Origin of the sequence: Janthinobacterium sp. 61 (assembly GCF_002846335.1) — a bacterium.
Classification (GTDB): domain Bacteria; phylum Pseudomonadota; class Gammaproteobacteria; order Burkholderiales; family Burkholderiaceae_D; genus Janthinobacterium.
This window is the reverse complement of record NZ_PJMQ01000001.1, coordinates 53459-77934: the sequence shown is the minus strand read 5'-3', so window position 1 is coordinate 77934 and position 24476 is coordinate 53459. Positions and strand designations below refer to the sequence as shown.

Here is a 24476-nt window from a genome sequence, read left to right as displayed (position 1 = left end):
CCCGTCTGACCCCGGGTTTTCTTCACTTTAACGATAAAAGTCAACATGACCCCTACGACCAAAAAAGTCACCTTCGCCTTCGTCATCTTCCTCGTGGCCGGCTTCCTGCTGCTGGCGGCCTACACGTGGATGGCCCTCAGCTTCTCGTACTCGGAAGGCGAACGGGCGGGCTACCTGCAAAAGTTCTCCAAACGGGGCTGGATTTGCAAGACATGGGAGGGTGAATTACTGCTGACGGCACTGCCGGGCACCATCCCTGAAAAATTCCAGTTCAGCGTGCGCGACGAGGAAGTGGCGAAGCAACTGTCGGCCGCCGCCGGCAAGCGCATCCTCGTCACCTACAGCCAGCACAAGGGTGTGCCAACGCAATGCTTCGGCGAGACGGAGTATTTTGCCGACAAAGTCGTACTGAGCCAGTAATACCGCAAGTCCAGCAACTCCAGCAGCATCGCGCCGGCCGGCCCTTCCGGGCCGGCGCCTCCCCTCCTAGATGTATTCAATGTGCAGATTCTTGCGCCATCGCCTGAGAAGCCGCCAGCCGATCGTTAGCGTAATTCTCCCATCGCCGGCGGGGGTGGGCAGGAAGTTTTCAACCTTCGAGCCTAGCGCGAACGCCAGACGGCACCTGCCTCGTTAGGCTGCGTCAAGCGCTCAATCACTTCGCGCGTCAAACTCGCCGAGCTCACTTGTTCGGCTTTCGCACGGGCGGCGCTCAAGGAGTTGGAAAAGACAGTTTGCGGCTGCTCCAGGCTGGCGCGCAGGGCGGCCAGTTCGCGCTCTTGCTGCTGCGCGCGCGCCGTTTCCAGGTCCAGCAATTGCTGCTTGGCCGCAGCCATCGCGCGCGTGGTCTCGGCGGCCTTGCGCTGCAGGGCCGCATGGGCCTGGGCGCTGGCCAGCAAGGCTTGCTGCGCGGCGAGTTTCTCGCTGGCCGCTTGCTGCGCGGTCCGTTCCAGCTGCTCGCGCTGGCGCATGGCGTCGAGCGCCTGCTGTTCCGTGGCGGCGCGCGCTTCGGCGGCCGCCGTCGCCTGCTTTTCCGCTTCCAGACGGCCGGCGATGGCTTGCGAGGCGCGCTCTTCGGCACTGCTGGTCTGGCGCTGCTGCACCAGTTTTTGCGCGATCAGCGCCAGCGACTCGCGCTCCGCGGCGACGAAATCGCGTTCGGATGCCAGCAGCGCGTCGGCTGCCAGGGCTTTGTCTTCCTCCACGCGGGCGCGCTCGCTATGCACCTGGCCCAGTTCCACGGCCAGGCGCGCCTGCGCCTGCACGGCTTGCGCGGCAGCGGCTTTCTGCTCGCCCTCGACCAGCGCCTGATCCATCAGGATGCGGATAGCGTCGGCTTCCTTTTGCGCCGCTTCCCGCAAGGCCTGCTCGGCCGCATGCTGGCCGCGCAGCAGTTCAGCTTGCGCGCCTTCGGCGGCGATGCGTTCCTGCGCCGCGTTGAACGCCAGCGCTTCCGCTTCCAGTTTCTCTTTCAATGCCACGATGGCGGCTTGTTCGGCAGCCAGGCGCTCCTGCTCGGCTTGCAGCAGTTGCTCTGCCTGGCGGGCTTTTTCCTGCGCCAGTTGCGATGCCTGCGCCTGCATTGCCACTGTAGCCTTGCCGGCATCGACCTCGGCCTGCTCGGCATCGTTCTGGATGGCAGCCAGTTCCGACGCCTGGCGCGCCAGTTCGGCGCGTTCCTGCGCCAGGCTGGCGGCGCGCTGCTGCTCTTCCAGTTCGCGGGCCGCTGCCACGGCGGCTGCCTGCTCGGCCGCTTCGCGTGCCCTGGTTTCTTCGAGGGCGGCCGTTTCCGCTTCCAGCTTGGCGTGGCCGGCGATTTCCGCATCCTGTTCGGCGGCCACGCGGGCCAGCGCCACGGCGCGCAACTGTCGGTCCACCTCGATGCGCGCCTCGGTGGCGGCAAGGATGCGCACGTCGGCATCGCGGCGCGCCTGCGCGCTGGCGACGGCGACCATTTCCAGGCGCTCTCGGTGGATGGCTGCGTCGCGCAATTCCTTTTCCGTCTGCAGGCGCAGACGCAGAGACTGCGCCGCATGGCGTTCCGATTCCGCCTGCGCCAGGGCGATGGCTTCGCGTTCCTGTTCCAGGTGCGCCAGCGCGCGCGCTTCTTCCAGGGCGCGCACTTCGGCGGCTGCCCGGTTAAAGGCCGATTCCAGCGCGATCTGGTCGGCGCGCTCGCGCTGCACCGTCAAGTCCAGCGCTTCGCTTTCCGCTTCGGCCAGCATCTGCGCCGTCTGGCGCGCACCGTGCGCATGGCGCTCGCGTTCGCGCGCCAGCACGGCGACCCGGGCATCGGCTGAGGCGATACCCACCATTTCGTCCTTGGCCGCCTGCACGGCGGCGACGCGCTCGACGGCTTGCAGGCGGGCCTGCTCCGTCTGCACCTGCAATTCTTCGGCGGCGCGGGCGGCCTGTTCGGCCAGCTCCGACTGCACGGCCACCTGCTCGCTGGCGCGCAAACGGCTTTCCTGCTCGGCGCGCGAACGCTGTTCCGCAGCCAGGCGGATGGCATTATCGGACTCCACGCGGGCGCGCAGTTCGGCCGTCTCCTGCTTGACCGCTTCCAGACGGGCCACGCTGGCTTGCGCGGCGGCGCGCATGGTATCGAGACGTTCGCGGTTGGCGGCAATGGCTTCTTCGGCGGCCTGCGCATTTTGCTGTGCGGCGGCGGCGGCGGCGGCATCGATGGCGGCGCGGTCCTCGGCCAGCGAGCGCACGCGCGCCTCGGCCAGCGCGCGGCTTTCGGCGGCACAGGTGGCCTTCGCTTCCGCCTCCACGCGGGCAATCGCCTCGTGGATGGCTTTCAATTCCATTTTTTGGCGTTCGGCGACAGGCGCCTTGCTGTCGGCTTCCGCTGCCGGCTCGGCTTGCAGTGCTGGCGTGTTGGCGACAACTGGCGCTTCCGCCTTGCGCTCCAGGTCCTTGAAATCATGCAGCGAGACCATGCTGTCCTGGTCGAACTCGTCGTCGGCGGAATACGCGACGGTGAGGGAGGCGGCCTGGCGCTGATTTTGCTGTGCTTGCATGATTTCTCGCTTATTCGGGTGAATTCCGTTGCTTATGGGAATTTATTAACACCATTATCGAGCAAGCACATGCAAATCAGCACGGCAAGAAGAGCGACTTTTACCGCTCTTTTCAGGATTTGGCTGGGATTTAAGCGTCCGAGAAAATACTCAAGGCAAGGCGCATTGCCGAAGGCAGTACGAATAGTACGCCTAGGCAATGCAACGCCGCCATGGGCGTTTTATCGCGCGCTTAAATTGGCCAGAGCGGCGCTTCGTCCATCAGGGCAACTTGCTCCCTGAGTTCAAGGATGCGGTCTTGCCAGTAGCGCTGCGTGTTAAACCACGGGAAGGCAACGGGAAAGGCGGGGTCGTCCCAGCGGCGCGCCAGCCAGGCCGAATAATGGATCAGGCGCAGGGTGCGCAGCGCTTCGACCAGGTATAGCTGGCGCGGGTCGAAATCGCAAAAGTCTTCGTAGCCGGCCAGGATGTCGCTCATCTGGCGCACCATGTCGCCCCGCTCCCCAGACAGCATCATCCACAGGTCCTGGATGGCCGGGCCCATGCGGCTATCGTCGAAATCGACGAAATGGGGACCTGCGTCCGTCCACAGCACGTTGCCGCCATGGCAATCGCCATGCGTGCGCAGTACGGCCACGTCGCCCGCGCGGTCATAGCAGCGCTTGACGCCATCGAGCGCCTGCTGCGCCACGCTGGAATACGCGGCCAGCAGTTCGGGCGGCAGGAAATTTCCCTCCAGCAAAAACTCGCGCGGCTCGACGCCAAACGTCTGGTGATCGAGCGCCGGCCGCTCCTTGTAGGTGGACAGTGCGCCGACGGCATGGATACGGCCGATGAAGCGCCCTGTCCATTCCAGGGTGGCAGGGTCGTCCAGCTCGGGCGCGCGGCCTCCGTGACGGGGGAAGACGGCAAAGCGGAAGCCCTGGTACTGGTGCAAGGTGCTGCCATTGATTTCCAGCGCCGGCACCACCTGGATTTCGCGTTCGACCAGCTCGGACACGAACGCGTGTTCTTCCAGGATGGCCGTATCGCTCCAGCGCTTGGGGCGGTAAAACTTGGCCACCAGGGGCGCGCTGTCTTCGATGCCCACCTGGTAGACACGGTTTTCATAGCTGTTGAGCGCCAGCAGGCGGCCATCGCCGCGCAGTCCCACGCTATCGAGGGCGTCGAGGACGCAATCGGGGCTCAGGGCGGAAAAGGGATGGACGGGCCGGTCGTCCTCGTGCGGCTGGTTTTCATTGTGCATAAGCGACATTGTAAGGCGCGCACAAAAAATCATGCTGATTACACCTGAGAAAACCCTCGCCAGTGGAAGGGAGTTGGCGTCGAGAAGCGGAACTGTACTTTGCTGCAGTGAGCAGCGGAGATGAAAAATCACGACGTGCAGCAGGTTTAATTGGGGGTTATTCGGCGGTAAGCCGCAGCTCAGCGTATACTGGCGGCTTACATTCAATACAAAGAGCAAGCCATGCAACTCGAACAGCCATTATCAGAAAAAGAATTTGACGAATTAGACCAATTCCTGTTGTCGGACCGCTGCTCCGAAGACGCGATGACCATGGATATGCTGCACGGCTATCTGACGGCGGTGGCCATCGGCCCGGAACCGATCATGCCGGCAGAGTGGTTGCCGCGCGTCTGGGGCGAAGATGCCGAAGATGCACCAAAATTCAAGAACAGCAAGGAAGAAGAGCGCATCGTCAACCTGATCATGCGCTTCATGAACGAAGTGCTGGTGACGTTTGAAGTCGCACCGAAGGAATTCGAGGCCCTGTTCGTCGAACACGACTACGAAGGCCAGACCCTGATCGACGCCGAAGCCTGGTGCTGGGGCTTCTGGGACGGCATGGAACTGCGTCCTGGCTCGTGGAACGAAATCTGGGATTCCGAAGTAGCCGAGCTGATGCAGCCAATCTACCTGCTGGGCGCCGACGAAATCAAGGAAGAAGAACTGAAACTGGTGGAAGACCCGGTCAAGGCGCACAAGCTGGCGCAGGAACTGGAAGCGAACCTGCCGGCCATCCACCGTTTCTGGGTACCGCGCCGCAAGGCACCCGTGCAAACCATGAAGCGCGAAGAGCCAAAAGTGGGCCGTAACGACGACTGCCCTTGTGGCAGCGGCAAGAAGTTCAAGAAATGCTGCGGCGCCGAGCCGGCAGCCGAGTAATCCAGCAGTAGCATCTCCCTCTGCGCCGGCGTCCTGCCGGCGCAGCGCTGGCGTTGGCCCAAGGGCTATAATCGCCGCATGAAACTCCCCGACCTGAACCTGCTCGTTGCCCTCGACATCCTGCTCGAGGAAGGCAGCGCCGTGGCCGCCGCGCGGCGCATGAATTTGAGCGCACCGGCCATGAGCCGCACCCTGTCGCGCATCCGCGACGCCATCGGCGACCCCGTCTTTGTACGCTCCGGACGCGGCCTGACGCCCACCCCGCGCGCGCTGGAATTGCGCGAGCAGGTGCGCAGCGTTGTGGAGCAGGCGCACGCCGTCTTCACTTCCGGCCGGGAAATCGACCTGCGCACGCTGGAACGTACCTTCAGCCTGTGCGCCAACGACGTATTTGTCGGCGCGTATGGCGGCAAACTGCGCGACCTGCTGGCCATCCATGCGCCGCACACGGCGCTGCGCTTCGTGCCAGAAGGCGATGGCGCCACGGAAAACGACGCCCTGCACGCGGGCCGCATCGACCTGTACATCAGCGCCCGGCGCGCCTTTGCACCAGACATCAAGCTGCAGCATCTGTTTTCCAGCAGCTTTGTCGGCATCGCCCGCAGCGACCATCCGATCTTCGACGGCCCCATCAACCTCGACAGCTTTACCGAGCACGAACATATCAGCGTCTCGCGGCGCGGCCTGGCGCGCGGCCCGTTCGACACGGCCCTGGCCGAGCGGGGCTACGCGCGCCGAGTCTCGCTGATCACGCCCAATTTTCAGTCTGCCATCTTCGCCGTCGCCGATTCGCGCCTGCTGCTGCCGCTGATGCCTGCGCCCCTGCTGCCCATCGTCGAGCGGCTGGGCTTGAAGCTACGCCAGTTCCCGCTGCCCATTCCCGTCGACGATGTCGACGTGTTTCAGGCCTGGCACCCGCGCCTCGATCACGACCATGCGCACCGCTGGCTGCGCCGCATGATCAAGGAGCTGTGCGGCAGCGCGCCGCCGGACGCTTAGGGTCTGAGCCCCAGCATCATTGCACCAGACGCAATTCAGACTTCATTAATTATCAATTTTCACAAGATTAACGGCTACCTATACTGCGTGGACTGATTCTCATCCACGGAGTTCCCTGTGTCCGCTGTACTGCTACCCGGCGCCGTCCCGACGGCGCCGCCTCCCCCTTCACCGCCCGCGCCCCCCGTTTTCGGCCTGCGCCTGGCCACGGGCCTGGCCGGCGTGCTGCTGGCCGTGCTGGTGTCCGGCCTGAATGAAAACATCACCAAGGTCGCGCTGGCCGACATCCGCGGCGCCATGGGCATCGCGCGCGACGACGCCAGCTGGCTCGTCGTCCTGTATGCGGCCGCCTCGGTGTCGGCCATGGCGTTTGCGCCGTGGTGCTCCGTCACCTTCTCGCTGCGCCGCCTGACGGCCACCGCCATCCTCGTCTGCATGGCCGCCGGCCTGCTATGCCCGTTCGCACCGAACCTGTCCGTGCTGATGTTCCTGCGCGTGGTGCAGGGCGCGGCCGGCGGCGCCCTGCCGCCCATGCTGATGACGGTGGCGCTGCGCTTCCTGCCGCCGAATATCAAGCTGTATGGCCTGGGCGGCTATGCGCTGAGCGCCACCTTTGGCCCGAGCCTGGGCACGCCGCTGGCGGCCTTCTGGACCGAGTACCTGGGCTGGCAATGGGCCTTCTGGCAAGTCGTCCCGGGCAGCATCGTCGCTCTGCTGATGGTGTCCTGGGGCTTGCCGCAAGACCCGCTGCGCCTGGAGCGCTTCCGCCAGTTCGACTGGCGCGGCCTGCTGCTTGGCCTGCCCGCCATCAGCATGCTGGTGGTCGGCATGCTGCAGGGCGAGCGCCTGGCATGGTTCGCCTCGCCGCTGATCTGCGTGCTGCTGGGGGGCGGTCTCCTGCTGCTGGTGCTGTTTTTCATCAACGAGTGGTCGCATCCGCTGCCGTTCTTCAAACTGCAGCTGCTGTCGCGGCGCAACCTCAGCCACGCCCTGCTGACCCTGGGCGGCGTGCTGTTCGTGCTGCTGGCCGTAATCCTGATTCCCTCGTCCTACCTGGCGCAGGTGCACGCGTATCGCCCGCTGCAAACGGCACCCGTGATGCTGATGGTGGCGCTGCCGCAGTTGATCGCCCTGCCGCTGGTGGCCGCCCTGTGCAATATCCGCGCAGTCGACTGCCGCTGGGTACTGGCCATCGGCCTGGCCCTGCTGGCCCTGTCCTGCGTGCTCGGAGCGCGCATGTCGCCGGACTGGATACGCACGCATTTCTACCTGCTGCAAGCGGTGCAGATCTTTGCGCAACCCATGGCCGTGATTCCCTTGCTGCTGCTGGCCACCACGGGCCTGGCGCCGCAGGATGGCCCATTCGCCTCGGCCTGGTTCAACACCATCAAGGGCATGTCGGCCGTCGTCGCCACCGGCGTGCTCGATGCGCTGATCACGCGCCGCAACCATTTCCATTCGACGGTGCTCAGCGAGCGCCTGGGCAACCTGCCGACCGCCGTGGACGTACCGGGTTTGGCACAGCGCATGCATGCGCAAGTCGTCACCCTGACCTCGTCCGACCTGTACCTCACCGTGGCCGCCATCGCGCTGGCCATGATCCTGATCATTCCCATCCTGCCGACGCGCGTCTATCCGCCGCGCGCCGCTTGAGTTTTCATTTTTACGAAAGAGCCTCACCATGAATGTCCCCATCCTGCGCTCGCGCGCTTTTATCCTCGGCCTGGCCCTGCTGGCCTGCGCCCTCGCCTTTTGCGCCTGGCAACTGCTATTCGCCCATGGCGATGAACAAAGCACCGACGACGCCTTTGTCAGCGCCGACTACACCGTACTGTCCCCCAAGGTGGGCGGCATCGTGCGGGAAGTGCTGGTGGAAGACAACCAGACTGTCAAGGCGGGTGATCTGCTGGCGCGCATCGACGACCGCGACTACCAGGCCGCCGCCGCCGCCGCCCGCGCCGAAGTAGCCGGCGCCGAGGCGCAGCTGGACTATGCCCGCGCCACCTTGCAGCGCCAGCAATCGGTGATCGAACAAGCCACCACCCTGGTCGACGCCAACCAGGCGGAAGACAAACTGGCGCAGCAGGAACTGGCCCGTTCGCAGCATCTGGCCGGCCAGGGCGCGGGCAGCGTGCAGAACGCGCAGCAGGCGCAATCGCGCTTCGACGTGAGCCGCGCACGCCTGGCGCAAAACCGCGCCGCCCTGGTTTCCACCCGCAAGCAGACGGAAATTTTGCAAGCGCAGCAAGGCGCGGCCGAAGCGGCCCTGCTGCGCGCCCGCGCCAGCCTGCAACGGGCCGAACTTGATTTGTCGCATACGCTGCTGCGCGCCCCCATCGACGGCATCGTGGGACGCCGTGCCGTGCGCGTCGGCGCCCTGGTGGCTCCCGGCGCCAGCCTGATGGCCGTGGTGCCCTTGAACCGCAGCTTCGTCGTCGCCAACCTGCAGGAAACCCAGCTGACCCACGTGCGCCAGGGCCAGCCCGCCAGCATCGCCGTCGACGCCTATCCGGGCGTGCTCCTGCACGGCACGGTGCACAGCATCGCGCCCGCCACGGGCGTGACGTTTGCCGCCATCGCGCCGGAAAACGCCACCGGCAATTTCACCAAGGTGGTGCAGCGCATCCCCGTCAGGATCGCGCTCGATCCCGGCCAGGATGGCGAGCATCGCCTGCGCGTGGGCATGTCGGCCGAAGTGCGCATCGATACGGCCATGCGCCGCCAACAGCTGCAACAGGTGAGCGCACGATGAAAGCACTGGCACTCATCACGGCCCTGGGCCTGGCCGGCTGCGGCAGCGTCGGCACCGACTTCCAGCGCCCGCACAACGATCTGGGACAGCAATGGCACCAGGCGGAGGATGCCCGTTTCACCGCAAGGCAGGATGGCGCCATCGAGCAGCGCTGGTGGGACAGCTTTGGCGATACCACCCTGTCGTCCTTGCTGCAGCGCGCCGCCGGCGCCAACCTCGACGTGCTGGCGGCAAGCAGCCGGCTGCAACAAAGCCGTGCCGCGCGCGGCGTGGCCGGTGCCGCGCAAGGGCCGTCCCTGGGCGCGAATGGCAGCTATGGCCGCGCGCGTAACAGCGCACAAGGCTTGAGCGACCCGTCGCGCAACAACGGCCAATCCGCCTACAGCCTGTGGCAAAGCAATCTCGATGCAGCCTGGGAGCTGGACCTGTGGGGCCGCGTGCGGCGCGAAGTGGAAGCGGCCGACGCCAGGGTCGAGGTGGCCCTGGAAACGCAACGCGGCGTGCTGCTGGCCGTGCTGGCCGAAACGGCGCGCGACTACATCGAGTTGCGCGGCGCGCAGCAGACGCTGGCCATCACGCAGCAGCTGCTCGATATCGCCCGCCATACCCTGGACCTGACCCGCATCCGCCTGCAGGAAGGCGCGGCGTCGCAACTCGACGAGGCCGAGGCGGCGGCCCACGTGGCCACCATCGAAGCGCGCCTGCCGCCGCTGCAACAGCGCGAAGTGCGCCTGGGCAATGCCCTCGCCCTCTTGCTGGCGCTGCCTCCGCAGTCCCTGCAGGCGGAACTGGCGGCCGGCAAGGACATTCCGGCCGTGGTCATGCAGGTGCAGCTGGGCGTGCCGAGCAGCCTGGCCGGGCGCCGTCCCGACATCCGCCGCGCCGAAGCGCAGCTGCACGCGGCCACGGCCGCCATCGGCGTGGCGCAAGGCGATTTTTATCCGCGCATCACGCTCTCGGGCAGCATCGGCTTGCAAGCGATGCAGCTGTCCGACATCGGCTGGGACGCCAAGCGCTTTGCCTTCGGCCCCGGCTTCAACGTGCCCCTGTTCGACGGCGGCCGCCTGCGCGGCAATCTGCAATTGCGCGAGGCGCAGCAGCAGGAAGCGGCCATCGCCTACCGCCAGACGGTACTGGCCGCCTGGCACGAAGTGGAAGATGCACTCTCAAGCTACCAGGCCAACGCCCGCCGCCAGGCCAGCCTCGATGAAGCCGTCAAACAGGGACGGCGCGCGCTGGGCAGCGCCGAACTGCAGTATCGCCAGGGCGGCACGGACTTGATCAACGTGCTGCATGTGCAAAACACGCTCTTGAACAACGAAGCGGCGCTGGTCGACAGCCGCGCCACCGCTTCGCTGTCGCTGGTCCAGGTCTACAAGGCGCTGGGCGGCGGCTGGCAAGCATTTTCAACCACCTCACAAGGAAGCACGCCATGAAACCGAATCCCGCACACTTTTCCATCCACGACGTCAGCGACTTTCCCATCGTGCGCTTTCGCCCTGAAACGGCCGTCACCGGCTATGCCCCGCTGTGGGAAAACGACATGGACGCCCTGCTGCGCCACGGCGTACCGTTCGTCATGCTGTTCGAAGAGGAACGCAGCGACGAAGCGCACATCGACCGCAAGCGGCGCGGCCTGTGGCTCAAGCACAACAAGGTAGCGCTGGCCGCCCTTTGCCGGGGCCTGGTGTCAGTCGAGGCGGACGCGGAACAACGCGCGCGCCTGCAGGCGATGGCGACCGGCGCCATGAAAGCCTTTGGTATCGTGCAGGAAGTGGCGGCCACGCGCGAACAGGCCGAGGCCCTGATGGTGTGGCTGCTGAGCAGCGGCCAGATGGCGCGGCCGCGCGCGGCGGACGTCTGGTGAATCAGGCGGCCCTGCGGACCGCGCTTCTGGCAGGGATGACGCACACGTCGCCATCGCTGTTGGTCGCCGTCGTCAGAGCGATGCCGTACAGCGCGGCAAGGGCCGGCACGGCGCCGGCACCGCTGGCGAGATCGGCGACCAGCTGGCCCGAGCGCACCAGCAGCAGCCGCTCGAAAGCCAGCAAGGCGTGATTGATGTCGTGCAGGATGGCGACGACGGCGTGGCCGCGCGCGGCACAGAACTGCTGCAGGCTATCGAGCAGATCGAACTGCAGACCGGGATCGAGCGCCGCCAGCGGTTCGTCGACCAGTATCAAGCCATCCTGCACATCCCACATTTGCGCGAAGATGCGCGCCAGCTGCACCCTGGCCTGTTCGCCGCCGGACAGGGTGTCCAGGCGCCGTCCCAGCAGATGCGCGGCATGCGCCAGGGCGGCCGCGTCCTGCAGGATCCGCTCCAGCTGCGGGTCGGCCAGGCGCGCCACCCGCCCCAGGCCGATCACCAGCTCGCACTGCAATCCGAAGGCCACGTTCGAACCTTGCGGCAGGACGGCGCGGCGCAGGGCCAGTTCGGCCAGCGGCCACTGCGCCAGCGGCCGGCCCGCGAACGCCACCTGGCCCGCCTGCGGACGCAGTTCGCGCGCCATCAGTTTGAGCAGGGTCGACTTGCCCGCGCCGCTGGGACCGAGGATGGCGATGCGCTCGCCGGCATGTACCTGCACATTGAAGGGACCGAAGTACTGCTGGCCCAGTTGCGTGGTGGCGAAAGAGAGTTCCAGCAGGGGCGTCATGCTTATCCTTTCAGGTGCTGCTGTGGCGGAAGCGCCGCAACAGCATCAGGAAAAATGGCCCGCCCAGCAAGGCCGTGAAAATACCGACGGGGACTTCCGCGGGAATGGCGACCGTGCGCGCCAGCGTGTCGGCCAACAGCAGCAGCAAGCCGCCCATCAGCATGCCCAGCGGCAGCACGCGGCGCTGGTCGGCCCCCATCCATGTGCGCACCAGGTGCGGCGCGATCAGGCCAATGAAGCCGATGCCGCCACACCAGGCGACGGCAAAACCCGTCAGCACGGCCACCAGCACAATCACCTGTGTGCGCAGCCGGCCCACGTCGATGCCCACGTGCAGCGCCTGCGCTTCGCCCAGCGCCAGTGCATTGAGTGAACGCATCAGGAAACGCGTGGCCCACAGCGCGCCGCCCAGCACCAGCAGCTAGGCCGCTACCTGGCGCCAGCTGCCGGCCGACAGCGAGCCGAGGGTCCAGAAAGTCAGGGTGCGTAACTGGTCGTCGCTGGCCAGGTAAATGCACAGGCCCATGACAGCCACCGTGATGGCGTTCAGCGCCACGCCCGTCAGCAGCAGGCCGACGATGGAACCGGGCGTGGCCCAGCAGGCGACCCTGTCGAGCAGCACGCAAATGAGCATGGCGCCGGCAAACGCCGCGGCCGGCAATAGCCATACGCGCAACTCGGGCGCCACGTGCAGGCTGGCCGCGAAGACGATGGTGGCCGCGCCCGCGCAGGCGGCGCCGCTGCTCACGCCCAGCAGCCCCGGGTCGGCCAGCGGATTGCGAAACAGCCCTTGCGTCAAGCCGCCGGCCAGCGCCAGCGCGGCGCCGATCAAGATGGAGAACAGGGCGCGCGGCAGGCGGATATGCCACAGCACATAGGCGCCGCCGGACTGCGCCGCGTCGCCAGATTGAAACGGCGCCAGCCAGTCTGCCAGGGTCACCGGCACGGCACCTGCCTGCACGGCGGCGAGCAAACCGCAAGCCAGTGCGGCGGCCAGCAGCCCGCCTGCGCTCCAGCGTGGCCAGCGCCACGGAGCAACGGACACCACGGAAGCCACGTTCATGCGGCCATGGCTTGCGCGAAGGCGGCGTCCAGGTCGGCCAGCGCCTGTGGCATGCGCGGGCCAAAGCCCAGCAGCAGCATGGCTTCCAGCGAGACGATGCGGTGCTTGCGGCCGGCCGGCGTCTGCGCCAGCCCTGGCAGTTTCAATATGCCATCCACGCCGCCCGAGGCCTTCAGCCCTTGGTCCGTGACGAGGACGAGGTCGGGCCGCGCGGCGATCACGGCTTCGGGCGTGAGCGGCTTGTAGCCGGAAAATCCACCCTGCCCGCCCATCACGTTGACGGCGCCCGCATACGCCAGCATGGCGTCGGCGCCCGTCTCGCGCCCACCCACCATCACCTGGTTGGGCGCATGGGCGAGGATGAACAATACGCGCACGGGCGCGTGGCTGCGCTGGCCCACCTTGGCCAGGGCGCCGTTCCACTGCTGTTGCAAGGCTTGCGCCAGGCGCGCGGCGGGGTCAGTGCGCCCCGTGATCTGGCCCACCTGTTTTACCCGTGCGAGCAAGCCTTCGAATTTGTTATTTGCGTTCAGCACCGCCACCGGCACGCCCGCGTCGCGCACCTGGCGCAGCACCGCTTGCGGCCCCGCCTCCTCGGTGGCGATCAGCTGCGTGGGCGCCAGCGACAGCACGCCTTCGGCCGACAGGGTGCGCGCGTAACCAACCTGCGGCAGTTGTTGCGCCACTGCCGGATACAGCGAGGTGGTATCGACGCCCACCAGTTCGCCCTGCGCCTCGAGCGCATAGATGATTTCCGTCAGGGCGCCGCCGACGCTGACGATGCGCCGCGCCTTGATAATCGGCTTGGCCGCGTCGCTGACGGCGGCCAGCACCTGCATCGGCGCTGCCAGCGCCAGCGCTCCCGCGCCCATTTTTTTCAGCGCGATGCGGCGCGCCACGCTGGCGGCGATCATGCGGCGCATAGTTCGCCCTCCTGCGCCACTCTTTCGACGATATGGCGCCATTCGCACAACTCATGCACGCCCGGCTTGCGTTCGCCGAAAAACATGACGATGGTGTCGCCCTTGGCATCGAACAGTTCCACGGACGTCACCAGACCATCGACGGTCGGTTTTTTCACCACCCAGGCGCTGGCGATCTGGTCGTCGCGCAAATGCAGGTTGAAGCGCGTGTCGAGGACGTTGATCCATGGCCCCATCACGGCGATCTTGTGCACGGGGCCAGAATGGATCTGGATCATGCCGGCATTGCCGACGAAAGCCATGATGGACACTTTTTCGAGGGCTGCGCTATTGAGCAGGTCAAGCACGCAGGATTTGTCGATCTGCTGCACGAAGCGCGCTTCGGCCAGGCGCAGGCCCTGCAGGCGCGAGACCGAGTATTTTTTCAGCACGGTGAAAAAATCATGCGTGTCGCGCAAGTCGGCCCAGGCGGCGCGAAAACCGGCCACGTCGATCTGCGCGTCGGGCAATTCCGCCGGCGGCGGCGGCGGCGCCGTCACGGCGATGCCTGCCGCCTGGTCCGCGTCCGCAAAGCGCGCCACCAGCGCATCGTAAGCGGCCAGGTCGCTTTGCGGCTTGAGGAAAATCTTGTGCACGGCATGGCCGGCCGCATCGAAAAATTGCAGGCTGCGCTGCACCTCTTGCTCTCCCATCTCGCGTACGGCAAAGCCATGCGCCCAGTGGCGGTAAAACACGCGCAAGTCGATGTCGCCACCGAGTACCAGGCCCACATGGTTGTTGTGGCTGGCCTTGCGGTAGACGCCCGTCTTTTCATGCACGCATGAGGCGTTGCGCGTCAGCGCCATGACTTCGCCCAGCGGTTCCAGGGCGGCAATGATGGCGGGCCAGTCGGCCTGCAGGCGCTCAGCACCCAGCAAGGCGCCATCGGCCAGCGACAGGCCAGCATGCGCGGCAATCATCTCGCCTTCGGAAATGCCCAGGTCCTCGGCGATGTCGCGGTGGCGGGCTTTTTTCTGACGGCGCAGGCGGGCAAATTCACTGGTGACCAGCTCGGTATTGCAAATGGGGAAGGTGCTCGACACGGTGTCTCCTTTCAAGGCGAACACTGGCTGGCAGGGGCTGGCTGGTGGTGGTGGAATCTTGAAATCAATTATAAATGAGAATCATTCGCAATCAAGACTTATTTATGTTCAAAATTTCCGCGCAAAAAAAGCGCCGCGACAGGAAACCCGTCGCGGCGCCAAAGGAGACCGATCGATACAGCCGATCAGTTCAGGAAAAAAGTTCAGGCGCTCGCCTGCACGGCCGGCATGGCCGCCACCTTGGGCGAGGGCCGCTGCGCCAGCAAGACCACGGCGGCCAGTACCATGGCGCCGCCCAGCAATTGCGTGCCGCTGACGGATTCCTTCAGCAAAGTCACGCCGAACGCCATCGTGATGACAGGTTCAAAGGTGGAAATGATGGAGGCCTTGGCCGCGCCGATTTGCGCCACGCCGGCAAAGAAGGCGGCAATCGCGATGGCCGTCGAGAACAGGGCGATGGCGCTGACGGCCAGCCAGCCCGTCGCCGTGCCCGGCAAGGACACGCCTTGCCACAAGGCAATCGCAGTATTCGACAGGCCAGCCGTACCCAGGATCACCACGCAAGCGGCCAACGGGTGAATATTCTCGCGGCTTTTCGACAGGCTGTTGCCAAACAGGATGTACACGGCGTACACGCCGGCCGCCATCAATGCCAGGGCGATGCCGATGGGCTGCCCCTGCAGCTTGCCACCCAGGGTGATGGCCATGCCGGCAATCGCCAGCGCCATCAGCACCAGCATGCGGCGGTCCAGCTTTTCCCAGCCCAGCGCCAGCGCGAGTATGGTCACCAGCACGGGATACACGTACAGCAACATGCCGCACAGGCCGCTGCTGGCATACATCAGGGCATTGAAATAGCCTTGCGACTGGGCCGTGTACATCAGGCCCATCAGCATGTAGCCGGCCAGCAGGCGGCCGCGTGGCAAGCGCCAGCCGCCCAGCCACACCAGCGGCAGCAGCAACATGGCGGCGATGACGAAACGCAAGGCCAGCATGGTCGACGGGTTGACCCCGGACGCATATGCCGCCTTGGCAAACACAGCGGAACTGCCGAAACCGGCGGCCGACAGCAACACCAGCGCAACAGCGCGGCGATCAGACATGACTAACCTCTTTGAGTACACCTGGGCAAACCTGCTGCGCATCGCGACGGTTTTCCCAGGCGTTGTAAATATAAATGCCAGGTAAGGCTGGGGATGATTCATGCGTGAATCATATTGCGGGTCACTTCACGCATAGCCGGCATCATATTCGCTTGCGCAAAATGAAACAAACCAATATTCTTAACGGATAGGCTCAATATTACTTAGCCTCAACGAGGAGGCTCCCCCGCATGTCACGTCCTTTGCCACCGCTCGCCGCCCTGCATGCCTTCGAGGCGGCCGCCCGCCATGAAGGTTTCCAGCGCGCGGGCGAAGAATTGCATGTCTCGGCCGGCGCCATCGGCCATCACGTGAAACAGCTGGAAGCGTGGCTGGGCGTGGTGCTGTTCCAGCGCCTGCCGCGCGGCGTGGTGCTCACCAGCGCCGGCCAGCGCTATGCGGCCTCGCTGGGCCCCATCCTCAACCAGCTGGCCGATGTGTCCGAGCAGGCGCGGCGCCAGGGCGATGACAAGGTGGTGACGGTGACTGCCACCAGCTCGCTTGTCTCGCGCTGGCTGATGCCGCGCCTGGGCCGGCTGCGCGACCGCTATCCGCAGATCGAACTGCGCGTGCTGGCGTCGATGCACCCGGTCGACCTGGCGCGCGATGGCGTGGACGTGGCCATCCGCCTGGGGCCGGGCCGCTATCCGGGCCTCAAAGTCGATTTATTGATGGAAGAATGGTTTTCCGCCGTCTGCAGCCCCGGCTTTCGCGCCAACGCGGCCAGCCTGCGCCAGCCCGCCGACCTGCTGCGCTATCCGCTGCTGCACGACGAGCCGGAAGTACACCTGCCCGGCGAAATCGACTGGACGCGCTGGCTGCACAGCTGCGGCGTGCATTACAGCGGCAATAGCGGCAACAGCGGCGCGCGCTTTTCGCACACGTATTTATGCCTGGACGCGGCCGCCAGCGGCCAGGGCGTGGCCATCGCCGCCAGCCCGCTGATCGGCGACGATCTGCGCTCGGGCCGCCTGGTGCGCGTATTCGAACACGCGGTGCGCGGCCCCCACTGCTATTACCTGCTGCGCTCACCCCAGGCGGAAACGCGCCCCCTCGTGCACGCATTCTGCGAATGGCTGATCGCCGAGGCGCGCGCCGACCAGGAAACCGTCTGGCCCACCGTGGAGACAGCATGACGAACAGGGAACTGGCGCGCAGCGCCCAATTTATTGTCCAGCATGAATATGAAGAGGCCAGCGTGACGGCGGCCGATGGCCGGCAAACCAGCCTGGGGGAATTCTATGGCGACCCGGCCGTGGCCTTGATCGATATCAATGAGCAATGGTGTGCCGTGGCAGGCGAGGGATTGATGCTGTGTCGGCTGGAACAGCCGTTCGGGCAGTGCGTGGAATACTACCGCCAGCCAGGCGACGTGCGCTGGATCACGGCTTTACGGCAAACGGGACCGTTTGCGCTGGAGTGGCAGGATGAGGATGGCGATTGGCACAGCCTTGTCTTTGAGGCGGCGGATGTGTCGGGTTACGCGCCAGGGCGCTAACCCGACCTACGCCAGCGGCGCTGAATGGCTCGTAGGTCGGCTTAGCGCGCAGCGCGTAAGCCGACAACACCATTACAGTTTAATAAAGTGCTCGCGGTAATATTTCAGTTCTTCGATCGACTCCAGGATATCGGCCAGTGCCGTGTGCTTCTGGTGTTTCTTGAAACCGGTGGCGATTTCCGGCTTCCAGCGCTTGCACAACTCTTTCAGCGTCGATACGTCAACATTGCGATAGTGGAAGAACGCTTCCAGCTTCGGCATGCCGCGCACCATGAAGCGGCGGTCCTGGCCGATGGTGTTGCCGCACATGGGCGACTTGCCTGCCGGCACGTATTTCTTCAGGAACGCGATCAGTTCCGCCTCCGCCTGCGCTTCCGTCACGGTCGACGCCTTCACCTTGTCGATCAGGCCGGAGCGGCCGTGCGTGCCCTTGTTCCAGGCATCCATCTTGTTCAGGGTTTCATCCGACTGGTGAATCACGAACACGGGGCCTTCGGCCAGCAGGTTCAAATGCATATCCGTCACCACCACCGCCACCTCGATGATGCGGTCGGTATCGGGTTCCAGGCCCGTCATTTCCATGTCGACCCAGACCAGATTCATCTCATTTGGACGTGCCGGCACCGCAGGTGCTGGGGTGGATGCAGAGGTGGGTGCAGTTAAGTCGGTCGCTTGTGACATAATTCTCTCTTGGCCTAATCAAACTAAATAATCAGCCATTTTCTCACAGGCACAGAATGTATTCACTCGCGTTTTCGATTTTGTTTGTATCCGTCCTCGTTTTGACCCTCGCCGTGCGCTTCTGGCTCGCTTCGCGGCAGATTCGCCACGTGCTGGCCCACCGCTCTGCAGTCCCACCCGAATTCGTGGAAAAGATCCCGCTGGCCGCCCACCAGAAGGCGGCCGACTACACGGTGGCCAAGACCAAGTTCGGCGTGCTAACCCTGCTGATCAACTATGCCGTGCTGATCGGTTTTACTTTGCTGGGCGGCTTGCAATGGCTGGCGCTATACCTGAATGAATGGATGGGAGCGGGTTCGCCCATGCTGTACCAGATTGGCCTGATCGCCGCCTTTGCCGCCATTTCCGGCCTGATCGACCTGCCTTTCGATTACTACCGCCAATTTGTGCTAGAACAACGTTTCGGCTTCAACACCATGGCACGCAAGCTGTTCTTTACTGACATGCTCAAGGGCGTGGGTCTGGGAGCCGTCATCGGCCTGCCCCTGATCTGGGTCGTGCTGACCCTGATGGCCAAGTCGGGCGACCTGTGGTGGCTGTATGCATGGTTCGTCTGGAGCGGCTTCCAGTTGCTGATGATGGTGTTGTTTCCCACCGTCATCGCTCCCCTGTTTAACAAATTCACGCCGCTGGCCGATGACTCCTTGAAAAGCCGCATCGAAGGCTTGATGCAGCGCGTGGGTTTCGCCTCCAAAGGCTTGTTCGTCATGGATGGCTCGAAGCGCAGCGCCCACGGCAATGCGTATTTCTCGGGTTTTGGCGCCAACAAGCGCATTGTCTTCTTCGACACCCTGCTGTCGCGACTGGCGCCGCAGGAAATCGAAGCCGTGCTGGCGCATGAACTGGGCCATTTCAAGCTCAAGCACATCGTCAAGCGCATCGCCATGATGTTCGTCATCTCGCTGGGCTTTCTGGCCCTGCTGGGATTCCTGAAGACGCAGCCGTGGTTTTACGCGGGCCTGGGCATCGATCCCGTCGCCCTGGCGCTGACGGGCCAGCCGACGGACGCGCTGGCCCTGCTGCTATTCATGTTGGCCTTGCCCGTTTTCACTTTCCTGCTGGGACCGCTGACGTCGCTCAGCTCGCGCAAGCACGAATTCGAAGCCGACGCCTTTGCCGCCACGCACACGCAGGCCGACGACCTGGTCTCGGCCCTCGTGAAAATGTATGAAGACAATGCGTCGACCCTGACGCCCGACCCGCTGCACTCGGCCTTCTATGACTCACACCCGCCGGCCAGCGTGCGCATCCGCCACCTGAAAGGGGCTTCCACATGAATACGCCATCGACTTCGCAAGGCCTGACCCAACTGTCCTGCGCGCCGCGCCAGCAGGCGCTGGGCGACACCGACATCGCCACCCTGCATGCCCTGCTGCCCCAGTGGACCTTGCAAAATGGCAAGCTGTGCCGCGACTTCGGCTTCAAGAATTACTACCAGACCCTGGCGTTCGTGAACGCCCTGGCCTATATGACACACACGCAAGACCACCATCCGGAGCTCATCATTACTTATAAAACCTGCACCGTGCGCTACGACACGCACTCGGTCAACCAGGGCGCCGGCGGCCTGTCCGAAAACGACTTCATCTGCGCCGCCAAGGCTGACCTCATCTACCAGAGCAGCCAGGTGGCCCCATGAGCGAAGGCAAGTTAACTGGCGTCATCATCGCCGCCCACGGCCGCCATTACCTGGCCGACGTGGATGGCGCCAAGCTGCAATGCGTAACGCGCGGCAAGAAAACCAATGTGGCCGTGGGCGACATCGTGCACCTGACGCGCACGTCCAACGACCAGGCCGTCATCGACCGCATCGAGGAGCGCAAGACCCTGCTGTACCGCTCGGACCAGTACAAATCGAAATTGCTGGCGGCCAATTTGACGCAACTGTTCATCGTCGTCGCGACGGAACCGGGCTTCGCCGACGACCTGATCTCGCGCTCGCTGGTGGCGGCCGACGCGGCCGGCATCGAGGCGCGCATCATCCTGAATAAAACGGACGTGACGGCCTCGCTGGACAGAGCCCGCGAACGCCTGCTGCCGTATTCTTCGATGGGCTATCCCGTCGATGAAGTGTCGGCGCGCGCCGAACCCGAGCACGCCGTGGCCACCCTGGCACCGCTACTGGCGGGCCAGTCGTCTATCCTCATCGGTCAGTCGGGCATGGGCAAGTCGTCGCTGATCAACCTGCTGGTGCCCGATGCGGACATCGCCGTGCGCGAAATCTCGGCCGCGCTCGACACGGGCAAGCACACGACGACCTTTACGCGCCTGTACAAACTCGATGAACTGGGTGCCAACAGTTCCATCATCGATTCGCCCGGCTTCCAGGAATTCGGCCTGTACCACCTGTCCGAAGGCATGCTGGAGCGGGCCTTCCGCGAATTCCAGCCTTACCTGGGCGGCTGCAAGTTCTACAACTGCCGCCACCTGATCGAGCCGCAGTGCGCCATCCTGCAAGCCTTGTCTGAAGGCAAAATCTCCAGAATGCGCCATACCCTGTATGGCCAGCTGCTGCACGAATCGGCCCAGACCCTCTACTGACCGCCGCCGGTCGCGTTCGCCATGGTGTGGCGGCGCGACCATGCAAATTTAATACCAGCAACAGCTCGACCGGAAAAATTAAATTCCGTTGCACAGGCAGCTTTCCGCGTTTAATCCCAAAAACCATCCGCCACCGTTTTTATGCAGTTCAGCGCACGAAACCGGCATTTCATCACCGTCTGCTGGTGATGGCGATGGGCATTTGCTACCTTGACATCAGTCCCTGCAGGAAACCTGGCAGAGATCATCCGGTCCAAATCCTATCCTCAACCCTGATTGAAGGTGAATGTCATGCATACCCCACGTCTTTTCCCGTTTGCCGCCGCCGCACTGTTGTCGCTAGCCAGCGCCAGCGCCCTGGCGCAAGCGACCCCGCAACATGCCGACAGCGTACGCGTTACCGTCAGTTCGCCGCACAGCGTCACCGCGCAGGAAGCGCTGGAAATCGAGCAACAATACCTGCTGTCGAATCAGCAGATCCTCGTGGTGCGCGAACAGAACCAGCATTTCTACGGCCGCCTGAGCGACAAGAACGGACGCCACGACAAGGCGGAAGTCGAAATCTTTCCCCAGGCGCCAGGCCTGTTCGTCACACGACGCGGAGCCACCTTTGCTTTCAGTAATGCTGGCGAGCACGTGGTGATCGACGATGCCCAGTATCTGCCGGGACTGCGCATGCCCGCCGACAGCCGCACGGCCATGCGGCTCGAAGGCGCGCATTCGGTGCGGCTGGTCTCGCGCTAGGCTATCCCCATGCGGCAGGGGCAGCCGCCCCGTGCAGGCCTGCGCGCGCGAAATCTGCCTGCCACACTGGACAATTGCTCCCCAATGCAGCTTACAATGCAGTGACATATGGCCTGGCGCCCGCAGGCCATCACCACTGTTTTGCGGGGAGATTTGTCGAATGGAAATGTTCGCGCTCGAGCATGAAATAGCGCAGTGGGAAAGCGAGCTGCCGTCGCTGCGCGACGCCGGGCGCGTACCGCACTTGCTGTTGCTGTCCTGGCATCTGCGGCAACGCGACTGCCTGCGCGCCAGCCAGCTCGGCGAGGAAGCCCGCGTGCTGCTGCCGCTGGCCGGCCTGGACTCCGCCACGCTGGAACAGGCGCAGGCGCGCTTGCAACTGGTGCAGGCGGAACTCGAGTGGCTACATGGCGAACTGGATGTTGCCGAGAAACACGCCTGGGCGGCGCACGCCATCCTGTGTGCGCACGGCAACGGTGCTGGCTGCGCCGACGCCCACTGGCTGCTCTCGTCGATCGCGGTTGACCGGGGCGACCATGCCCGCTGCGACGCCGAATTGCTGGCGGCGGCGGAGCAGGCGCGCAGCGCCGGCGATGCGATGCGTGCCAGCCTGGCCGATGCGGCCATGGCGCGCTGGGCCGTCTTGCGCGATGCGCCAGCCGCCCAGGCACGCTGGGGCAGGCACTTCCAGGCTGACAGCGCCAGCGGCAAGCTGCCAGCGCCGCTGGCAGCCTGGGTGCATGACTTCCGCGGCTTGCTGGCGCACAAATCGCGCGACCTGGGCGCGGCCGCCGGCCACTACATGCAAAGCTATGAGGCGGCGCTGGAAAGCGGGCAACTGCGCGGCGCGATCACGGCCGCCATCAATATCGGCGACTGTTTCTCCAGCCTCAACGACAACGAATCGGCCCTCGAATGGATGCAGTGCGCGCTGGACCTGGCGCGCCCCACCGGCTGGCCGCGCAGCATCGGCGCCTGCCAGACGCATACGGCCGAAACCATGCGCAAGCTGGGACGCCTGGCCACCGCCGAAGGCTTGCTGCGCGAAGCGCTGCACATCCTGGCCCCCGTGTCGGGCGCACGCACGTATGCCAACGCGCTGTTCCACCTGGGCGAACTGAGCCTGGACAAGGGCGACTACGACACGGCGCTCGACGCCTTCAGCCGGCTGGCGCAACGCGCCGAAGCGCTGGGCCAGGCCGATTTCCGCAGCATGGCCCAGCGCGGTAGCGCCCACGCACTGTCCTATCTGGACCGCCCGGACGAAGCGCTGCAGGCGGCCGAGCGGGCGCGGCAGCTGGCCACGGCGCAGGGCGACGCGATGCACCAGGTGGCGGCGCTGCGCGTCTTGTCCATGCTGCATGCGCGCCATGAGCTGCCGCCGCCGGCAGACATGCAAGAACGCAATCCGGCCCTGCATTTCCTGCACCAGGCGCTGCAGGTAGCCTCTTCCATTGAAGGCTATTCGCCGCCCGGCGAACTGCTCGATGCGCTGGCGCGCGAATACGCGCATGCAGGCGACTATGCGCGCGCCTACGATATCGCCCTCGATGCGGGCGTGGCGCGCGAAAAAAGCCACACCCAGCAAGCCGCCAACCGCGCCACCGCCATGCAGGTCTACCACCAGACCGAACATGCGCGCTCGGAAGGCTATCATCACCGCGAACTGGCCGCCTCCGAAGCACGCCGCGCCGAAGTATTGCAACAGACCAGCGACACCCTGGAACGGCTGTCGGCCATCGGCCAGGAAATCACCACCCACCTCGACGCCAGCGCCGTATTCCAGGTGCTCGATCGCCACGTGCATGCCTTGCTGCCAGTCAACACCTTCGCCGTTTACATGCTCGATGCGTCGGGCACGGCGCTGCGCCGCGCGCACGGCATGGAAGCGGGCCGGCCCCTGTCCGACAACGCCATTCCCCTGAGCAATCCGCGCGCCTACTCCGTGCGCTGCCTGCTGGAGCGGCGCGAAGTGTATATCGACCAGGTGCCGACCAAGCGCCACGCCTACACCGTGCCGGGCACCCTGCATAACCAGAGCGTGCTGTATGTGCCCTTGACGGTGGGCGAGCGCGTGCTGGGCGTGATGACGGTGCAGGCTTGCCATGCCCATGCCTACGGCGAACGCGAGCGGCTGATCTTCCGCACCCTGTGCGCGTATGGCGCCATCGCGCTCGACAATGCCAGCGCCTACCGGCAGCTGCAAGATGCCCAGGCGCAACTGGTGTCGCAGGAAAAACTCGCCGCCCTGGGTTCCCTGATGGCGGGCGTGGCGCATGAACTCAACACGCCCATCGGCAACAGTCTGTTGATCGCCAGCACCATGCAGCAAAAGACGGAAGACATGGAACGCCTGATGAACGGTCCGGGCCTGCGCCGCTCCGACCTGTCCGCCTACATCGAGGATGCGGCCAAGGCATCGGCGCTGGTGATGCGCGGCCTGCACAGCGCGGCCGACCTGGTCAACAGCTTCAAGCAGGTGGCCGTCGACCGCACCACCGAACAGCGGCGCCAGTTTGACCTGCAACAGGTGAGCAATGAAATCATCGCCACCGTCATGAACCGCATCCGCAGCTCGGGCCACCGCATCGAGACGGACATCGATTTCGGCATCGCCATGGATAGCTATCCGGGTCCGTTAGGCCAGGTGATCACCAATCTGATCAACAACGCCCTGCTGCACGCCTTCGCCCCCGCGCCCAACGATGGTGCCGCCGGCACGGGCTGCATGCGCCTGTCCGCCACGCTCGATGGGGCGCGCGTGCAGATCGTCTTTGCCGACAATGGCGGCGGCATCGCAGAACAGCATCTGTCGCGCATCTTCGACCCCTTCTTTACGACCAAGCTGGGCCAGGGCGGCAGCGGCCTGGGTTTGTCGATCAGCTACAACATCGTCACGGCCCTGCTGGGCGGCACCATTCAGGTGGCCAGCAGCCGCACCGGCACGCGCTTCACGCTCGAGCTGCCCCTGGTGGCGCCGCAGATCGATGCGGCCACCCCGGCCAACATATATTGAGCCGGCAAGATCCAGGCTGGACGCGGCCACTTGTCTACACAAGTCCCCGTCCGACCAGTCTTTCCAATCTAAAAGCAAAACCCTTATAATTGAATAGCTGGAGTCCCTGCCATTGCATGATTTAC

General features: G+C 64.9%; 21 protein-coding genes and 1 pseudogene. 14 read left to right on the top strand and 8 right to left on the bottom strand.

Translation table 11 applies throughout. The features are described from left to right. The first annotated feature begins 45 nt into the window (after positions 1 to 45). On the top strand, positions 46 to 420 hold the full coding sequence (locus CLU92_RS00385; RefSeq protein ID WP_096234439.1) for a hypothetical protein: 375 nt from the start codon (positions 46 to 48) through the stop codon (positions 418 to 420). 182 nt (positions 421 to 602) lie between these two features. Here the strand turns inward: CLU92_RS00385 and CLU92_RS00380 are convergent, their stop codons facing one another. Both CLU92_RS00380 and CLU92_RS00375 read right to left on the bottom strand, forming a co-directional pair. After that, the gene (locus CLU92_RS00380; RefSeq protein WP_101480258.1) at positions 603 to 3026 is read right to left on the bottom strand and encodes a hypothetical protein; all 2424 of its coding nucleotides are present in this window, start codon (positions 3024 to 3026) and stop codon (positions 603 to 605) included. Between the two features lie 232 nt (positions 3027 to 3258). Continuing rightward, positions 3259 to 4272, bottom strand: a complete 1014-nt coding sequence (locus CLU92_RS00375; protein WP_101480257.1) for a serine/threonine protein kinase — start codon at positions 4270 to 4272, stop codon at positions 3259 to 3261. A gap of 222 nt (positions 4273 to 4494) precedes the next feature. On the opposite strand from CLU92_RS00375, the gene CLU92_RS00370 reads away from it, so the two are divergent. The 6 genes from CLU92_RS00370 to CLU92_RS00345 all read left to right on the top strand — a co-directional run bounded on the left by CLU92_RS00370 (position 4495) and on the right by CLU92_RS00345 (position 10811). Then, positions 4495 to 5193, top strand: a complete 699-nt coding sequence (locus CLU92_RS00370) for a UPF0149 family protein (RefSeq protein WP_077401213.1) — start codon at positions 4495 to 4497, stop codon at positions 5191 to 5193. Between the two features lie 78 nt (positions 5194 to 5271). Continuing rightward, positions 5272 to 6192, top strand: coding sequence for a LysR family transcriptional regulator (locus tag CLU92_RS00365; protein WP_101480256.1), 921 nt, complete (start codon positions 5272 to 5274; stop codon positions 6190 to 6192). Between the two features lie 117 nt (positions 6193 to 6309). Continuing rightward, a complete protein-coding gene (locus CLU92_RS00360) occupies positions 6310 to 7845 on the top strand; it encodes an MFS transporter (RefSeq protein WP_101480255.1) in 1536 nt (511 codons plus the stop codon). Positions 7846 to 7873: 28 nt separating this feature from the next. Then, positions 7874 to 8944 (top strand): HlyD family secretion protein, encoded by a 1071-nt coding sequence (locus tag CLU92_RS00355; RefSeq protein ID WP_101480254.1) that lies wholly within the window; start codon positions 7874 to 7876, stop codon positions 8942 to 8944. After that, positions 8941 to 10380 (top strand): efflux transporter outer membrane subunit, encoded by a 1440-nt coding sequence (locus CLU92_RS00350; protein ID WP_101480253.1) that lies wholly within the window; start codon positions 8941 to 8943, stop codon positions 10378 to 10380. Before CLU92_RS00355 ends, CLU92_RS00350 begins: the two co-directional genes overlap by 4 nt. Further along, positions 10377 to 10811, top strand: coding sequence for a hypothetical protein (locus tag CLU92_RS00345; RefSeq protein WP_180338397.1), 435 nt, complete (start codon positions 10377 to 10379; stop codon positions 10809 to 10811). Before CLU92_RS00350 ends, CLU92_RS00345 begins: the two co-directional genes overlap by 4 nt. Before the next feature lies 1 nt (position 10812). On the opposite strand, the gene CLU92_RS00340 is transcribed toward CLU92_RS00345, so the two are convergent. The 5 genes and pseudogenes from CLU92_RS00340 to CLU92_RS00320 form a co-directional block, all read right to left on the bottom strand. After that, positions 10813 to 11601, bottom strand: a complete 789-nt coding sequence (locus CLU92_RS00340; protein ID WP_101480252.1) for an ATP-binding cassette domain-containing protein — start codon at positions 11599 to 11601, stop codon at positions 10813 to 10815. 10 nt (positions 11602 to 11611) lie between these two features. Continuing rightward, a pseudogene (locus CLU92_RS00335) lies at positions 11612 to 12664 on the bottom strand (FecCD family ABC transporter permease). Further along, entirely contained in the window at positions 12661 to 13587 is a 927-nt protein-coding gene (locus CLU92_RS00330) for a hemin ABC transporter substrate-binding protein (protein WP_101480251.1), read from the bottom strand. Before CLU92_RS00330 ends, CLU92_RS00335 begins: the two are co-directional and overlap by 4 nt. Beyond that, the gene (locus CLU92_RS00325; protein ID WP_257560722.1) at positions 13575 to 14669 is read right to left on the bottom strand and encodes a hemin-degrading factor; all 1095 of its coding nucleotides are present in this window, start codon (positions 14667 to 14669) and stop codon (positions 13575 to 13577) included. The genes CLU92_RS00330 and CLU92_RS00325 overlap by 13 nt, the downstream gene beginning before the upstream one ends. Positions 14670 to 14872: 203 nt before the next feature. Continuing rightward, positions 14873 to 15772 (bottom strand): DMT family transporter, encoded by a 900-nt coding sequence (locus CLU92_RS00320; protein ID WP_101480250.1) that lies wholly within the window; start codon positions 15770 to 15772, stop codon positions 14873 to 14875. 230 nt (positions 15773 to 16002) lie between these two features. Here CLU92_RS00320 and gcvA point away from each other — a divergent pair, with 230 nt between their 5' ends. Together gcvA and CLU92_RS00310 are read left to right on the top strand one after the other, a co-directional pair. Further along, positions 16003 to 16947, top strand: a complete 945-nt coding sequence (gcvA, locus tag CLU92_RS00315; protein ID WP_101480249.1) for a transcriptional regulator GcvA — start codon at positions 16003 to 16005, stop codon at positions 16945 to 16947. Continuing rightward, a complete protein-coding gene (locus tag CLU92_RS00310) occupies positions 16944 to 17309 on the top strand; it encodes a hypothetical protein (protein WP_101480248.1) in 366 nt (121 codons plus the stop codon). Before gcvA ends, CLU92_RS00310 begins: the two co-directional genes overlap by 4 nt. Positions 17310 to 17381: 72 nt before the next feature. Here the strand turns inward: CLU92_RS00310 and orn are convergent, their stop codons facing one another. Beyond that, entirely contained in the window at positions 17382 to 17990 is a 609-nt protein-coding gene (orn, locus tag CLU92_RS00305; RefSeq protein ID WP_180338396.1) for an oligoribonuclease, read from the bottom strand. 56 nt (positions 17991 to 18046) lie between these two features. Between orn and CLU92_RS00300 the strand changes: the two genes are divergently transcribed. The 5 genes from CLU92_RS00300 (at position 18047) to CLU92_RS00280 (ending at position 24351) form a co-directional block, all read left to right on the top strand. Next, complete coding sequence (locus tag CLU92_RS00300; RefSeq protein ID WP_101480247.1) at positions 18047 to 19327, top strand: M48 family metallopeptidase; 1281 nt, start codon at positions 18047 to 18049, stop codon at positions 19325 to 19327. Next, the gene (locus CLU92_RS00295; RefSeq protein WP_101480246.1) at positions 19324 to 19689 is read left to right on the top strand and encodes a 4a-hydroxytetrahydrobiopterin dehydratase; all 366 of its coding nucleotides are present in this window, start codon (positions 19324 to 19326) and stop codon (positions 19687 to 19689) included. Before CLU92_RS00300 ends, CLU92_RS00295 begins: the two co-directional genes overlap by 4 nt. After that, positions 19686 to 20591: a ribosome small subunit-dependent GTPase A gene (gene rsgA, locus CLU92_RS00290; protein WP_101480245.1), complete on the top strand. Its 906-nt coding sequence runs from the start codon at positions 19686 to 19688 to the stop codon at positions 20589 to 20591. The genes CLU92_RS00295 and rsgA overlap by 4 nt, the downstream gene beginning before the upstream one ends. A 291-nt stretch (positions 20592 to 20882) precedes the next feature. After that, a complete protein-coding gene (locus CLU92_RS00285) occupies positions 20883 to 21335 on the top strand; it encodes a hypothetical protein (protein WP_101480244.1) in 453 nt (150 codons plus the stop codon). Positions 21336 to 21495: 160 nt separating this feature from the next. Next, positions 21496 to 24351 carry an ATP-binding protein gene (locus CLU92_RS00280; protein WP_101480243.1) on the top strand — a complete coding sequence of 952 codons (2856 nt, stop codon included), beginning with the start codon at positions 21496 to 21498 and terminating at the stop codon, positions 24349 to 24351. The last annotated feature ends 125 nt before the right edge of the window (positions 24352 to 24476 follow it).